13 protein-coding genes are annotated in these 14,886 nt (G+C 30.5%); 8 read left to right on the top strand and 5 right to left on the bottom strand.

Translation table 11 applies throughout. The features are described from left to right. Nucleotides 1–15: 15 nt before the first annotated feature. Together V9L04_RS20110 and V9L04_RS20105 are read right to left on the bottom strand one after the other, a co-directional pair. The gene (locus tag V9L04_RS20110) at nucleotides 16–459 is read right to left on the bottom strand and encodes a DUF6584 family protein (RefSeq protein ID WP_338791729.1); all 444 of its coding nucleotides are present in this window, start codon (nucleotides 457–459) and stop codon (nucleotides 16–18) included. 6 nt (nucleotides 460–465) lie between these two features. Next, entirely contained in the window at nucleotides 466–858 is a 393-nt protein-coding gene (locus V9L04_RS20105; RefSeq protein ID WP_338791728.1) for a DUF423 domain-containing protein, read from the bottom strand. A gap of 231 nt (nucleotides 859–1,089) precedes the next feature. On the opposite strand from V9L04_RS20105, the gene dinD reads away from it, so the two are divergent. The 3 genes from dinD (at nucleotide 1,090) to V9L04_RS20090 (ending at nucleotide 7,407) form a co-directional block, all read left to right on the top strand. Continuing rightward, nucleotides 1,090–1,947: a DNA damage-inducible protein D gene (dinD, locus tag V9L04_RS20100; protein ID WP_338791727.1), complete on the top strand. Its 858-nt coding sequence runs from the start codon at nucleotides 1,090–1,092 to the stop codon at nucleotides 1,945–1,947. A gap of 268 nt (nucleotides 1,948–2,215) precedes the next feature. Further along, complete coding sequence (locus V9L04_RS20095; protein WP_338791726.1) at nucleotides 2,216–6,430, top strand: two-component regulator propeller domain-containing protein; 4,215 nt, start codon at nucleotides 2,216–2,218, stop codon at nucleotides 6,428–6,430. A gap of 77 nt (nucleotides 6,431–6,507) precedes the next feature. Then, a complete protein-coding gene (locus tag V9L04_RS20090; protein WP_338791725.1) occupies nucleotides 6,508–7,407 on the top strand; it encodes a hypothetical protein in 900 nt (299 codons plus the stop codon). A gap of 32 nt (nucleotides 7,408–7,439) precedes the next feature. Here the strand turns inward: V9L04_RS20090 and V9L04_RS20085 are convergent, their stop codons facing one another. Together V9L04_RS20085 and V9L04_RS20080 are read right to left on the bottom strand one after the other, a co-directional pair. Beyond that, a complete protein-coding gene (locus V9L04_RS20085; RefSeq protein WP_338791724.1) occupies nucleotides 7,440–7,751 on the bottom strand; it encodes a transcriptional regulator in 312 nt (103 codons plus the stop codon). A 222-nt stretch (nucleotides 7,752–7,973) separates the two neighbouring features. Next, on the bottom strand, nucleotides 7,974–8,741 hold the full coding sequence (locus tag V9L04_RS20080; RefSeq protein ID WP_338791723.1) for a methyltransferase: 768 nt from the start codon (nucleotides 8,739–8,741) through the stop codon (nucleotides 7,974–7,976). Between the two features lie 26 nt (nucleotides 8,742–8,767). Here V9L04_RS20080 and V9L04_RS20075 point away from each other — a divergent pair, with 26 nt between their 5' ends. The 5 genes from V9L04_RS20075 (at nucleotide 8,768) to V9L04_RS20055 (ending at nucleotide 14,075) form a co-directional block, all read left to right on the top strand. Then, a complete protein-coding gene (locus V9L04_RS20075) occupies nucleotides 8,768–9,724 on the top strand; it encodes a DUF4846 domain-containing protein (protein WP_338791722.1) in 957 nt (318 codons plus the stop codon). Nucleotides 9,725–9,767: 43 nt separating this feature from the next. Continuing rightward, nucleotides 9,768–10,565, top strand: coding sequence for a GH25 family lysozyme (locus V9L04_RS20070; protein WP_338791721.1), 798 nt, complete (start codon nucleotides 9,768–9,770; stop codon nucleotides 10,563–10,565). A 138-nt stretch (nucleotides 10,566–10,703) separates the two neighbouring features. Beyond that, a complete protein-coding gene (locus tag V9L04_RS20065; RefSeq protein ID WP_338791720.1) occupies nucleotides 10,704–11,639 on the top strand; it encodes a DMT family transporter in 936 nt (311 codons plus the stop codon). A 478-nt stretch (nucleotides 11,640–12,117) separates the two neighbouring features. Further along, nucleotides 12,118–13,479, top strand: coding sequence for a DUF349 domain-containing protein (locus V9L04_RS20060; protein WP_338791719.1), 1,362 nt, complete (start codon nucleotides 12,118–12,120; stop codon nucleotides 13,477–13,479). 68 nt (nucleotides 13,480–13,547) lie between these two features. Next, nucleotides 13,548–14,075 (top strand): NADH-quinone oxidoreductase subunit B family protein, encoded by a 528-nt coding sequence (locus tag V9L04_RS20055; RefSeq protein WP_338791718.1) that lies wholly within the window; start codon nucleotides 13,548–13,550, stop codon nucleotides 14,073–14,075. A gap of 168 nt (nucleotides 14,076–14,243) precedes the next feature. Here V9L04_RS20055 and V9L04_RS20050 read toward each other — a convergent pair whose 3' ends face one another. Beyond that, entirely contained in the window at nucleotides 14,244–14,879 is a 636-nt protein-coding gene (locus V9L04_RS20050) for a 2OG-Fe(II) oxygenase (RefSeq protein ID WP_338791717.1), read from the bottom strand. Nucleotides 14,880–14,886: the final 7 nt, after the last annotated feature.

Raw genomic sequence — 14,886 nt, 5'->3', positions numbered from 1 at the left:
AAACAAAGTCTTATCTTATTTTTTGGGATACTGTTTTTTCAAATGCCTTTCTAAGCCCTTCAAAAAATTAGGTGTAACACCAAATTTCAAATGAATATCAAGGAGTAAATTTCTAAAAACATCTTTTTCAAAATTACTCAATATTGAAAATGCAAAATGACTTTTGGTAACGATATTTTTACAGATTAAAATAGGATCATTTCCAAAATGTTTCTCAAAGGCTTCAATAGCTTTTACTTCTATTTCTGATTTATTTTCTAATAAGTAGAAATATTTTCCTGCTCTAATAAGATCATTTTTTTGAAGGTATAAATTTCCTAGCTTTTTTCTATAAGTCGCATCAAGAATATTAAACTGTAAGGAACTTTCCAATCTTGAAATTGCTTTATTCAAGTCATTATTTTCTAAATCTTGATTAACTTTCCAAAATAATCGTTCTTTTGTGCTATACCTTTTCATGAAAGCCTATTTTTTATTCCAAAAAGAAAGAGCTAAAAATACCCAACCAACAATCAATAAAACACCTCCAATTGGAGTAATTGCACCCAACCATTTTATATTTGTAAGGCAAAGTAAATAAAGTGTACCTGAGAAAATAAGTATTCCTAAAAGGTGTAAATTTCCTGCCCAAGTCAATAATTTAGATGATTTTTCTGAAGTTGTTAATTTCATTTTTGATAAAATACCTATTAAAATAAGAGAAAGGGAATGATAAAAATGATATTTGGAAGCTGTTTGAAATGTTTCGGCTTGACCAATAGAAATAAGCCAATCTTTTAAAGCATGCGCTCCAAAAGCTCCAATTCCAACAGCTAAGCCTCCCAAGATTGCACCGAAAAATATAAAGTTGTTTTTCATCGTTTTAAAATTAAGTTTGTAACTGTCACCACATTTGAAAGACACTAGACAGATTTAAAAACAAGTTTTTTATGTCACAAATATCGACAAAATAAATAACGAAAATCTCACTTTTTATTAAAAAAAATGTTATGATTTTAGCTAAAATTTTTGTATATTAGATAGTCTAATTAGCAACTAGATAAATAAAGTCACTAAAACATAGATTTTTCTTTACCCTTATTTTCAATTATGGATAACCAAAACATAACTGTACTCAAATCAGCTTTTGAAAATGCTGCTCTCAAAGATGGCAATGGCAACGAAGTTTGGTCTGCTAGAACACTACAAACTTTATTGAAATACTCAAAGTGGGAAAATTTTGAACGAACTATCGCAAAAGCACAAACAGCTTGCATAAATAGTGAGCAAGACGTAGATTTTCATTTTTTGAGAAAAGATAGAAAAGTAAAAACGGGAGTGAGTTCTCGTATGAAAATGGATTACTTACTTTCTCGTTATGCTTGTTATTTGATTGCCCAAAATGGAGATTCTCGCAAACAAGAAGTCGCTTTTGCTCAAACTTATTTTGCACTTCAAACACGAAAAGCAGAATTATTAGAAGAAGAAATTCAGAGTAGAGAACGTTTGCGTCAGCGCAGAATTTTGGCAAAAAATGAGTTCGAACTTTTTCAGATTGCAGATGAAAGAGGCGTAAGTAAAGCAGGTTTTCAACGCATTAGAAATGAAGGTGACAAAACACTTTTTGGTGGAACTTCTCCTAAAGAACTTAAAGAGCAAAATGAAATTCCAGAAGAAAGAAATGTGTCCGATTTTATGCCTGCTGTAACTATTGGTTCGAAAAATTTGGCTACTCTTTTTACAAAATTCAAAGTTAGTACAGACCCAAAAATTAGAGGAGAGGAATCTATAAAGGACACTCATACAAATTCAAATCAAACAATTAGAGAAGCCTTTGAAAAAGAAACAGGAATAAAACCTGAAGATTTACCGATGGAAGAAGACCTCAAAAAAGTAAGAGATAAGCTCAAAAATGAAGAAACAACACTTTTTGGCTTCAAAATCACTCTTGGTAAAAAGAAAAAATAAGATAAGTCAATTATTTGTATAATCACTTTACTAATAGTCTCGTTCTTATCTAAACTATTCTTGCTTTCGTCTAATCATAACGAAATAAGAATAGTTTTTTTGTTGGAATAATTGTATATTTAGGAAGAAGATAAAAATTTAGTGTAAAGCATAATTTATTATAGTTAATTTAATTAACTTTGTGTGTCTTTTATTTTATCAAGCAATTTGTTTTAGTTTTATCTTATTTCTGCTTCTAATAATTAATTATTTTTTTATTCAAAAATATATGCGTTTTCCCCTTTTGTTAGCATTCCCTCTGCTAATAATAATTTTTTTTATAGATGCAACAACTATTTTAGCACAGCAAAACTCCGTTTCGCCTGTTGCTCCTTCTGTGCTTTTTACTCAATACTCTACTGATAATGGACTTGCTAATAATAGTGTAAAATGTATTTTGCAGGACAAAAAAGGTTTTATGTGGTTCGGAACTAGAGATGGATTGAGTCGTTTTGATGCCTACTCTTTTCAAAATTATAGAAGTGCGCCAACTTTGAAAGCTGGATTTTCAGAAGGGTTATCAGATACATATATTCTCTCTCTTGCTCAAAGTATAAATGAAAATCAAGAAACAGAAAAAATTTGGATAGGTACAAATAATGGAGGTTTAAACTATTTTGATTATCAAAGTAAGGGCTTTTTTCATTATCCTGTTTCTATTTTAAAACAAACAGAACGAAAAGAGAACACAATTTCAGATGTTACCATTCAAAGTTTGGCAGTACAACAAAACAATGAAAAAGAACTCGTATGGATAGGTACAAAACGTGGAGGATTGCAAATTCTTGATGTAGAAAAAACACACTTCACTACTTTCTTAAATGATGAAAAAGATTCAACTTCATTAAAAGATAATAACGTAACAGCTATTCAGATTGACAAACAAAATAAGGTTTGGATTACGACTACCATTTTACAACTCTATCAAGACGGAACATTTAAAAATTTTTATCTTCCAAATTCGGATGGTACGGCAAGTATTTCGAAGCTTTTTTTAGATAATCAAAACAGACTTTGGATACTTACTTGGGATGAAGGGGTTTATATTTTTGATACAGAAAAAGAAGAATTTATTAAAAAAATTCCTACTCCTCCTGTTACAGCAGCAGCACAAGACATGCAGGGTAATATGTGGTTTTCTACTTTTGGGGCAGGAGTTTTTCAATATGATGAGAATGGAAATTTTAAAGCGAGATATGGGATAGAGAATTATGAATTTGGATTGAAGGAAGCTTTAGCTTGGGATATTTATGCAGATAATATGGGAGGGATTTGGTTAGGATTATATGCAGAAGGAATTGAATATTTTTCTCCTCAAAATCAACAGTTTAGACTTTGGACAGGAGAAATAAAAGGATTACAGAGTATAAATACGTGGGATTTTGAATATGAAGATTCAACAACAATTTGGCTGGCAACAGAAAAAGGACTAGAAAAATTAAAATTTGAAAATGAATATCAAAAACTAACTTCGCTAGATTATTTAGAAACAGACAAAACTCCTCCAGTTTTGGATGGGCTTATAACGACACTCTTAAAAACAAAAAATAAATCTTCACTTTGGGTCGGAACTTGGCAAGGCTTGGCAAAACTAGAAACAAATAATCAAACTCAAAAAGCAAAACTAACCGTTTTTGAAGTTGATAGAAATAATCCTGATGCACTAAAAGGAGATAAAATAACAGCTCTAGGAGAGGATAATGATGGAAATATTTGGGTCGGAATGCTTTATGGACTGGCAAAATATGATATTCAAACTAAAAAATTTGAACATTTTTTTCCAAAACCTTCTGATTCTACTTCTTTGAATGAAGGATATATTACAGCAGTTTTGCAAGACCAAAAAAATCGACTTTGGATAGGAACAAGAAATGGATTGCACCTCTATGATGCTGAAATAAATGCGTTTCAGAGAGTTTTGAATGACGTGAAAAATCCGAAATCAATTACTCATAATCAAATCAATTTTATTTTTGAAGATGAAAAAGGAACGGTTTGGATAGGAACAAATGGAGGTTTGAATAAACTTATAGAAAATAATCAATCAGATTTTACCTTTGAAAACTTTACTGTAAAAAATGGACTTCCTTCTAATGTTATCCAAGCCATTATAGAAGATACAAATAATAACTTTTGGCTGACTACAAACAAAGGATTGTCTTTTTATAACAAATCACAGAAAAATAATAAAGATGAATCTCAATTCATTAATTATGACAAATTAGATGGACTTCAAGCTAATGATTTTAAACGTGGTGCATTGATTCGCCTTCCAAATGGGATTATTTTTATGGGAGGAAAAGAAGGGTTTAATGCTTTTCACCCAGATTATTTAAGAAAAAATAATTTTGCTCCAAAAATGGCCTTTACAGGCTTTAAACTTTTTGGTAAGGAGGTCTTTATTAGAGATTCTATCAATAAAAACTCTCCTCTAGAAAAACCTATTAATCAAGTAGATCAAATTATTTTATCACATCAAGATAGAGTAATTGAGTTTGACTTTACAGCTTTGAGTTATTACTTACCTCAAAAAAGTCGTTTTGCCTATAAAATGGAAGGCTTTGATAAAGAGTGGAGTTATACAGATGCAAACCGAAAGTTTGCAACCTATACAAGCCTTCCAGCAGGAAAGTATACATTTAAGATAAAGGCAGCTAATGCAGATGGAATTTGGAGTGAAGAAAAAAGTATATTGATAAAAGTAACTCCTCCTTTTTACCAAACTTGGTGGTTTATGACTTTTGCACCTTTATTTATACTTGGTTTAGGATATTTGTTTTACAAAAATAGAGTAGCACAAATAGAAAAACAAAATCAAAAATTAGAGCAAACCGTCAGAGAGCGAACAGCCGAAATAAACGTAAAAAATGAGGAGTTAAAGTCTACTAATGAAGATTTGAACGAAAAAAACCAAGAAGTTTTGGTTCAAAATGAAGAATTAGAGCAACAAAGAGAGGAAATTTTGGCACAGCGTGATGCCATTGAAGGGCAAAATAGTTCATTAAAAAATCTAAATGAAAATTTAGAACAATCCTATCAAAATCTAAATACGCTTACCACCATAGGACAAGAAATTACATCTAACTTAGAACTTAGAGAGGTGATAAAACAGGTGTATGAGCGTATTCAAACGATTATGTCAGTCGAAGGATTTGGAATTGGTCTTTTTAGAGAAGAAGAAAACGAACTCTTTTATACAGGTTATATCGAAAAAAATGTGGTGTTGCCAGACCATAGTGAAAATGTAAATAAAGAAAGTATAGGAAATTGGTCATTTAATAACCAAAAAGCCGTTTTTATTAATGATTTAGAGAAAGAATATAAAAATTATATTTCAGATTTAGGAGAACTCATTGAAGGAGAAGAGCCTCAATCTATTGTGTATGTGCCTTTATCTATTTTAAATCACGACCAAACTGTACGAATTGGTGTTCTGACTGTACAGAGTTTTCAAAAAAATGCCTATACAGAAAGACATATTAGTATTTTAGAATCATTAGCAACTTACATTTCTATTGCTCTTAAAAATGCTGAAACATATACCGAACTAGATTTGGCACATGAAAAAACACATCAAGTAAATCAAAAACTTACTGATAGTATCCGTTATGCTCAAACGATACAAGAATCTATCTTATCAGTTCATAACAAAATGTATCGAAGTTTTTCAGAATGCGAAATTTTATATCGTCCTTCTAGTGGTGTTTCTGGAGATTTTTATTGGTTTTCTAAAATTTTACTCAAAGAGAAACAAAAAGAAAAAAATCCTTTTTTAGGCATAGATTTGAATGGGAAAGTATCAGCTAGAGTTTTGGCTGTAGCAGATTGTACAGGACATGGAGTTCCAGGGGCATTTATGTCTTTGATTGGAAACGGGCTTTTAAATGAGATTGTATTACAAAGAGGAATAATAGAGCCAAAATTGATTTTGAAAGAATTACATGAAGGGATTCGTCAGCTTTTGCGCCAAAATAAAAAAGAAAAACTTGAAAAATTAGAACAAGTAAATCAAGACGGAATGGATATTTCGATTTGTTTAATTGTCAAGAATGAAGAACAAAATAATGAAACCAATACATTTAAAATAGTGTATGCAGGTGCAAAAAGACCAATGTATTATACCAAAAATGGAGAATTAAATCTAGTCAAAGGCACACGAAAATCCATAGGAGGAAGACAAAAAGAAGAAGAAAGAGTTTTTGAGCAAGAAATTTTTGAAATACAAAAAGATGAAGTTATCTACCTTTTTACAGATGGAATAGCCGACCAACATAACATAAAATTAGAGCGAATTGGTAGTCAAAATCTATTTAGTTTTATTGATTCTGTAAAAGAACAAAATTTAGCTACTCAAAAACAAAAACTAGAACAGTTTTTAGATACCTATCAAGGAAATCAGAATCAAAGAGATGATATTACTTTTTTGATGGCAAAAATTTCTTGACCTTTGTACAATTGATATGGCACATAAAATGCAATCAAAATTTAGTTAATATTTTTTTAAAAATAGTTGTAATATTCATGTATAAAATAAAAGAAACTGAAAAAACATTAGAAGTACGTAGTAAAACAGCAATGGGGTTTGTATGGACAGGATTATTTCTTACTATTTTAGTCTTGAGTTTTTATATGAGCTTTGAATATATTTCTATTAAATGTGAGCGACCACTTTTGGAAGTAACTACTACTCAAAAGAATAAAAAAAATAAGAAACGAAAAAAATTAACTGCCGAAACTCGTTGTTATATTACTCATTTTGATTTTAAAAATGGTGTTAAAACAGATTCAATTCTTCTTTCTGAAATTATTAGAATGGATAAAGGATATTTTTCATCATTAGAAAGTGAATCTGATGTAGCTGTTCATTACAATCCTACTTTTGTTACTTCACAACAAGAGCGTTATCCATTGCGTAGGATTTCTGATGTGGCTTTTACACCCGAATTACTTAGTAAAAATTTTAATGATTTTATTCTCAATAAACGTCCTTCTCTCAATACTTGGGATTGGTATATGGGTTACTGGGGCATTGCAGCAGGAATTTCTTTTTTAGGACTTTTGTTTTTAAGTGTGAGTGGGCGTTATCAAGTAGCTTGTTTTGATAAAGAAAAACATACTTTTTCAATAAAAAACTATGGGCTTTTAGGCTTTGTAGGCGAAGAAGGAAATTGGAAGGATATAAAGAGAATAATTTATCAAGATAAAAAAACACTTCACAAAAAAGGAATTTTCTTTCTAGTCAAGACAAACAAAGAAAATTCTGCCAAAAAATTCAAAACAAAGAAAGTTTATTTTACACATCATACTGATGAAACGTCAAAAAGAGTAGCCCAAAAAATAGCTGATTTGATTCGTCCGATTGCAAAACCAAACTCTCCTAAAAACTCAAAAATGGAAAGTGAAGAAATTACTGAAATTTGAGAGTAATTTCTTCGCTTTGTGTGTTATTTTTTTTATGCTCTAGCTTTTTTGATAAGCTCTTCCATCTGTTGTAAATGATGTTCGAAAGCACGTCTTCCTGTTGGAGTAATTTTATACGAAGTATTTGGGCGTTTGCCAATAAACTTTTTACGAACTTCCATATAACCACAGTTTTCTAGTGCAGCTACATGACTTGCTAAATTTCCATCAGTGAGGTCTAAAAGATGTTTCATTGTCTTGAATTCTATCCAATCTTCTATCATCATCGCTGCCATAAGTCCTAAGCGAATACGATTATTGAATTCTTTGTCCATATCGGTAATGATACTGCGTAAATCTGCCATATAATTAAAAAGTTAAATTTTTTTTGATAAAATAATTAATTTTATAAAGTCTATTTGAATTGAATATTGTTTGATAAACAAAGTAAAAGGTTTGAAGTTTAATTTGCAACTATTTTGAGCAAAAAACTAAAATAAATTACAGTTTTTTTATTATTTATCTTCATTGAGACACCAATAAGTGCAAAAAGAATTATTTTAAAGTGACACTACCTTTATGTTAGTTTAGAAAATAATATAAAACTCTCTCAAAAGTGCCACAAATTCATCTGTATACCCTCTATTTAAATTAATATCTTTTTCATTCTTTGATTTATAGATAACAAAATCAGTTATCAGAATCTCCTTTTCTCTATTTTCTTCAAATTTATCTCGCACAAATCTCGTTATTACCCTAAATATACCTTGTTCTTTTCTTGTATAGATATTCATTTTTTTTTGAACCGATAAATTATGATGCTTTGCTTTTTTGATAAAAACATCCATTTCATAGGCTGGAAGTAAAATATCACATTTTCCATCTTTAGAAAGTAATTTGTCAATTATCTCTATTAACTCATTAAAAGAAAGAGCTTCACTATGCAAAGCTAAGTTTTTAGGAGTATTTTTTGTTTTAGATTGATGAAGAAAAAAAGGAGGATTACTAATAATGTGGTCGAAAGTAGAAGAGTAGTTTTTTGAAAATTTTTGTGCTGAATTATGATATATCTCTAGTCTTTCGTTGTAGATACTTTTTTCAAAATTATCTTTAGCTGCCAAAAATGCCTCTTTTTCTATCTCTATAGCTGTTATTATTGGTTTTTTATCAAAATTACTTGATGCATTATCTGTTCTTTGAGCAAGCATTAAGGATAAAAGACCTGTTCCTGTGCCAATGTCTAAAATGCGTTTACTTTCAGAAGCATCAATATAACCACCAAAAATACAAGCATCTGTACAGATTTTCATGGCACAACTATCTTGATTAATACTAAACTTTTTAAATTGAAACATTTTTTATAAAATTACAAACCAAACTTATGAAAACTAAAAACACTTCTTTACTTCTCTTTATTTTATTAATTATTTTTGGAACTACTTCTTGTAGTTTTGATTCTACCAAAGTCAAAAAAGGCTATTCCAATGAAATTATTGAAGATTCAAAAAAAACTGATAATTCTATTTCTGTTCAAGAGAATTCAACTGAAAAAATACTTTCAATTGCTTCTACTCAAACAACAGTAAAAAACAGAGAAGAAATTTATCAAATTCCATTACCTCAAGATTATACTAGAAAAGAAGTTTCTTCAACTTCATTTGCTTATTACCTTCGTCATATTTCATTAAAAGAGCCTAATGCACCTGTAAAATTATACAACGGAGAACTCAAAAATTATCAACAAGTTCATTATAGAATACTTGATATTTCAGTCGGAAAGCGAGATTTGCAACAATGTGCTGATGCTGTGATGCGCCTTCGTGCTGAATATTTATTCAAAACTAATCAAAAAGATAAAATTTCATTCAATTATACAAGTGGAGATGCAGCTATTTATGAAAAGTGGGCAGCAGGTTATCGTCCTTCTATTAAAGGAAATAAAGTAAATTGGAATTTGAAAGCCAAAGTAGATACAAGTTACACTAATTTTTTAAAGTATATGGATAATGTTTTTATGTATGCAGGTTCGGCTTCACTTAGCAAAGAATTAAAGCCAAAAAATATTGAAGACATTGAAATAGGAGATGTTTTTATACAAGGTGGCTTTCCTGGGCATGCTGTTTTGGTAGTTGATGTGGCGATTCATTCAGAAACAAATAAAAAGATATTTTTAGTAGCTCAAAGCTATATGCCTGCACAAGATATTCATATTTTGAAAAACTTTAATGATGATAAGATAAGTCCTTGGTATGAAATTCCGACAAATAAATCTGATAAAATCTTTACTCCTCAATGGACTTTTGAACAAAATGATTTGATGAGTTTTGATGAAAAATAACTTACCCCCATATTTACTTTTAAAATTTAAAAAAAAATACAAAATGAAAATAATTTTTAGTTTAGTCTTCTTCGTGTTAATTTTTTCTATCTCCAATGCACAAACTAAGAAAGCATCTGCTTCTTTCATCAAGCCGTGGAATGACACAGAAAAACCGATTATTATTGATGTTTATTCTAAAAATGATTATACCATAAATCAAATCACGAAAGAAAAAAGAATAAAAGGAATTATTCACAAACTGTCAGCAGAAGACAGTAGTATTTTTTATAAAAGAAGAAAAGAAGCCTACAAAAACGATTTGCTTTTTGGTTCGTATTGGCTACCCAAACATAATACAGATGGAAAAAAACAGGCTGATGAATATTTAAAAATGATAGGAGAAGAGTATATAAAAAAAGAATTTTTGGCTTTAGATTTTGAAATGCACAAAACGACAAAGGAATTCATTTCGCCTTATAATGCGTATCTTTTTGTAACACGTATTTATGAAAAAACAGGACGTTATCCTCATATTTATTCTTCTGTTTCTAATCTCAAAAAATTAGAAGATTCTCTTTATGGTCAAATATTCAAAAAATGTAAACTCTGGATTATTGCACTTACTGAAAATGGAGATATTACAGAAGTATTTGAAAAAGACTATACAAATCATAGAAAAAATAAGAAAATTTGGACTACTTATTCACTTTGGCAATTTGGTTGTGAAATGAATTGTTGTTCAGATAATGTAAATGAAGAAAAACCTTGTTTTTATAAAGTTGATGACTTAGAATGTGGAATAGATTATAATATCTATAATGGAAACGAAGAAGAATTAATCAAAAACTGGGCTTCTTAGCTATATCATAATTTGATTAAAGGCGATTAAAAAATAACGTTTTATAAGAACATGTCCTTTCAATAAAAACTACCTTTGCATTCAATTTCAATTATTGAAACAACTATTTTTCTGCAAAAAAGTAATTTTATTCTTCTTATGAAAAGTTCTACATCTGCTCAAAATCCTCTTGTTGTATCTTGGTTTCTACTTATTTTACTTGCTCTTATTTGGGGAAGCTCATTTATTTTGATGAAGCGTGGTTTACTTGTTTTTTCTCCTTTAGAAATTGGTGCGCTGCGTATTTCGGCTGCTTTTGTAGCTCTACTGCCTTTTGCTGTGTTTCATGCACGTAAAATTCCTAAATCAAAATGGAAATATTTGCTTATTTCAGGGCTTTTGGGAAATGCTATTCCTGCTGTACTTTTTCCACTTGCCCAAACTCGGCTTCTGAGTTCGGTTACAGGCGTTTTGAATGGACTTACACCTCTTTTTACTGTTTTAGTTGGTGCGCTTTTTTTTAGTCAGAAACTAAAATACAAACAATTAGTAGGTTTAGGCATTGCTTTTATAGGTGCAGGACTTTTGAGTATTGCCAAAAAAGGAGGAGGTTTTGGAGATATAAATATTTATGTGGTCTTCGTTATTTTGGCTGCCTTTTTTTATGGAATTAGTCTAAATGTAATCAAAAGTAATCTTTCAGAAGTGGCTTCTTTTCCAATTGCTTCTTGTGCTTTTCTTACTGTGGGTATTCCTTCTATTTTATTTTTGTTTTTTGGAACACCTTTTTTGTCTCACTTTCAAGAAACGCAAGAAATTACTACACAGACAACCCTTATTCCTCCTATCGCTTTAGTTTGGAAATCCTTTTTTTATATTGTTATTTTAGGAGTTGTCGGAACAGCAATCGCTCTTATTATTTTTAATAAAGTGATTCAACTCAATGATGCTGTTTTTGCAAGTACAGTAACTTATTTTATTCCCATTGTAGCCATTTTTTGGGGAGTAATTGATGATGAACCTTTACAGTCTGGGCATTTTATTGGAATGGCTCTGATTATATTTGGTGTTTTTGTGGCAAATAGATGGAAGTAGATTAGTATTTTTCATTAAAAAAATAGTTTCATGCTTTTTTTCAAATCTTGCTGTTGGTCAGTGCCTTACTGAGTCCCAATAGTTTTTATAAGAAGATTCTGTATATAAGTGCATATAAGAATCAAGAATTTTTTTAATAAAATACTTGTAATTTTATACTATTCTTTATTCTATTTTTCCAAAAAAATTGTATCTTAGTTTTGGAACAGTTAAATTATTTATCTCAAAAATAAATTTAGTTCTTTTTTAACAAAATAAACTATTCTTTAGTTAATACGACATTCTGTTTCGGAATTCTGTACAGAAAATAATTTTTAAACAGATTCATACAATGTAGCTAGAATAAAATTAGGCTTTTTTATTGCTTTATTTTATACAAATTGTGCAAATTTTAATTTTCTCAAAACCATTGCCTTTTAAGCCTAAATTTACTTTAAATTAGGTTTATTTTAATCACTCAAAAAAATCACTACAAACAATGTCCACCACAAATTCAGCCAACTCAACTACCAATCACGACTCAAATTCAGTATCAAATTCTTTCGGTTATATTAAAGACAATAATGTTTACTTAAAAGCATACAATGACAAATCAGACAGACAAATCGGAGTAGTCAAAGAAAGTGCAGAAGCAAGTATTGCTTATTTTGAAGACCGTTATCAAAAATTATTAGAGAAAGTAGAAGAAGTAGCACAAGCTATCGAAGAATCTCAAAATAAAGGTTCTTATCTTATGAAACTGGTTCATATTAGAGAATCTTTAGAAACTTACAACTCTATAGGTGACTATACAGCCGTAGAAAAACGTATTTTAGAATTAGAACAAGGAATTGAAGACTATATTTCTGAAAATAGAGTAAAAAACACAGAAATAAAAACGGCTTTATTAGCCGAAGCACAAGAGCTTAAAGATAGCGACGACTGGGAAGAAGTTTCTGAATATCTTAAAGACCTCAAAATGCGCTGGATACGAACAGGCAGTGTGGGTGAAGAAGACGAAGAAATGTCAGAAGAATTTGATAGATGCTTAGATGTTTTTTTTGAACGACGAAAAGCATTTTTTGATAATGAAAGAATTGTCAATGATGAGCGAATTCTGAAATACAAACGTATTAGTAATAAAGTTAGAAAGCTCAATTATCAAAAAGAAAAAACGCCTGAAATGCGTCAAGAAGTAATAGACTTGCAAAAAGCATGGAAAGATGTAGGCGTAATTCCGAAATGGAAATACCTAAAATTATATAGAAACTATAAACGAGAAGTTGATATTTTCTTTGGTAATCCTGAGCAGAGCAATGATAGTTATGGGTCGTATCGTCAAGAACCACCCATTCCAACTACTCCAGAGGGAATCTTGGAAGCCAAACGCAAAATGACTGAAGAAGTAGAAGAAATTGCAAATAAGTTTGAAAATGTACATTTGAATAATGTCAAGACAAAACAAGTGCAATGGAAAAAAATGGGTATCATTAAAAACAATGATGAAGACCGTTTATTAAACAATCGTTTTCATGCTGCTTGTAGTGAAATATTTACGCATGTATTTTTAGAAAATGATGCAAAACAAAACTTTGAAGGCTACGAAGAAAAAACTGGTTTCGAACAATTAAAACTCAAAATCAAACTTATCAAAGATAGCATTAGAGAAGAAGAACCAAAACTTCAACAAATTGCTAAGAACATTCCTCAAGATAGTTATGGCAGACCTATGTTTGATAGAAATGAGCCTTCTCATGCACCTGTTCGTTCCGAATATATGAATCTTTTGAATGTAATCCGAACAAAGAAAAGGTTATCTAAAAAGTTTCAAAATCAACTCAACAGTAGCTATAATTTTTAGTAAAATAGCGTTCAAGCTGCAAAAAAACTACTGTGTAATTTAGTTTACAAAACGTATTTATATAAAAAATGAATATTCCAACTACCACCAAACTCACACAATCCGAAAAAACAGGACAAGGAGGTTTGGTGGTTACTTCTTTAGAAAATCTTATACAGTGGGCTAGGTTATCATCTCTTTGGCCTATGACTTTTGGTTTGGCATGTTGTGCTATCGAAATGATGGGAACTTATGCTCCTCACTACGATTTAGATCGTTTTGGTGTTTTTCCTCGTGCCTCTCCTCGTCAGTCTGATGTTATGATTGTGGCAGGAACAGTAACTTTCAAAATGGCTGATAGAATAAAACGCCTTTATGAACAAATGGCAGAACCTCGTTATGTAATTTCGATGGGAAGTTGTGCCAATTGTGGAGGACCTTATTGGGAACATGGCTATCATGTGGTAAAAGGAGTAGACAGAATAATTCCTGTTGATGTGTATGTAGCTGGCTGTCCTCCACGCCCAGAAGCTCTTATTGGAGGAATTTTGAAGTTACAAGAAAAAATTCGTTCCCAAGCTCCTACACCAACAGGTATTTTGAATCTCAAAAAATAAAATTAGCTTAATAAAGGTTATCACGGTTAATTTAGTAATGTTCATTTTTCCGTAGCGACAGGTTTGCAAACCTGTCGCTACGGAAAAATAAGACTGTTTTGCTTGTCTATAACTTGCTAATTATTAGACCTGTAAATAACCGTGATAATGTTTAATATTGAGCTAATTTTATATTTCTCTTCTGAGCCAGCCTGTTATGCTCATCCTGTTTCGTTTTTCACTTGGCAGAACTTCATGCCAAATCATTTCACTTCGCATACAGACAAAACGATTAAAGATAGGTAAAATATCAGTTTCAACTTTGTTTTTAGCATCTTTATCATAGATTCTAAGTTTTCCTCCATCTTCTTCTTTCCAGTCTTGATTAAAATAAAGAATGCAAGAAATAAAACGTCTTTGAGCTGTTTGATGGTTGTCTAAGTGCTTTTTATAAAAACTTTTTGGAGGATAGATAGCAAAATGTCCCTCAAAGTTATTTAAAGATAAATATAGCTCTTGATTGAGAGTCTGTTTGAAATTATCTATTTGAGTCCAGTAAAGTTGTTGAAATTCTGTCAAGTCATTGGGTTGAAGCCATTTTACATAATCACTTCGTATTTCTGGGCGTAATTGCCAATCTACACCTCGTCTACCTATTCCTGCTGGGTCAAATTCGCCTTTTTCATATTCATCATTTAATTCTTTTCGAAGAGAATTTGCAATTTCTAAAGGCAAAAAATCATCAACAGTTGCCCATCCTTTATCTGCTAAACCGTCAATAAGAAGATTTATTTTATCTGATTCTATTAAAGGTATTGAATTCATAATTTTT

The sequence above is a fragment of the Bernardetia sp. MNP-M8 genome, assembly GCF_037126285.1.
Classification (GTDB): Bacteria; Bacteroidota; Bacteroidia; order Cytophagales; family Bernardetiaceae; genus Bernardetia.
This window is presented reverse-complemented; position numbering and strand designations above follow the sequence as displayed.

Excerpts from the sequence above, each read along its gene's own strand:
- V9L04_RS20110 (WP_338791729.1), bottom strand. The coding sequence starts at position 459 with ATGAAAAGGTATAGCACAAAAGAACGATTATTTTGGAAAGTTAATCAA.
- V9L04_RS20105 (WP_338791728.1), bottom strand. The coding sequence starts at position 858 with ATGAAAAACAACTTTATATTTTTCGGTGCAATCTTGGGAGGCTTAGCT.
- dinD (WP_338791727.1), top strand. The coding sequence starts at position 1,090 with ATGGATAACCAAAACATAACTGTACTCAAATCAGCTTTTGAAAATGCT.
- V9L04_RS20095 (WP_338791726.1), top strand. The coding sequence starts at position 2,216 with ATGCGTTTTCCCCTTTTGTTAGCATTCCCTCTGCTAATAATAATTTTT.
- V9L04_RS20090 (WP_338791725.1), top strand. The coding sequence starts at position 6,508 with ATGTATAAAATAAAAGAAACTGAAAAAACATTAGAAGTACGTAGTAAA.
- V9L04_RS20085 (WP_338791724.1), bottom strand. The coding sequence starts at position 7,751 with ATGGCAGATTTACGCAGTATCATTACCGATATGGACAAAGAATTCAAT.
- V9L04_RS20080 (WP_338791723.1), bottom strand. The coding sequence starts at position 8,741 with ATGTTTCAATTTAAAAAGTTTAGTATTAATCAAGATAGTTGTGCCATG.
- V9L04_RS20075 (WP_338791722.1), top strand. The coding sequence starts at position 8,768 with ATGAAAACTAAAAACACTTCTTTACTTCTCTTTATTTTATTAATTATT.
- V9L04_RS20070 (WP_338791721.1), top strand. The coding sequence starts at position 9,768 with ATGAAAATAATTTTTAGTTTAGTCTTCTTCGTGTTAATTTTTTCTATC.
- V9L04_RS20065 (WP_338791720.1), top strand. The coding sequence starts at position 10,704 with ATGAAAAGTTCTACATCTGCTCAAAATCCTCTTGTTGTATCTTGGTTT.
- V9L04_RS20060 (WP_338791719.1), top strand. The coding sequence starts at position 12,118 with ATGTCCACCACAAATTCAGCCAACTCAACTACCAATCACGACTCAAAT.
- V9L04_RS20055 (WP_338791718.1), top strand. The coding sequence starts at position 13,548 with ATGAATATTCCAACTACCACCAAACTCACACAATCCGAAAAAACAGGA.
- V9L04_RS20050 (WP_338791717.1), bottom strand. The coding sequence starts at position 14,879 with ATGAATTCAATACCTTTAATAGAATCAGATAAAATAAATCTTCTTATT.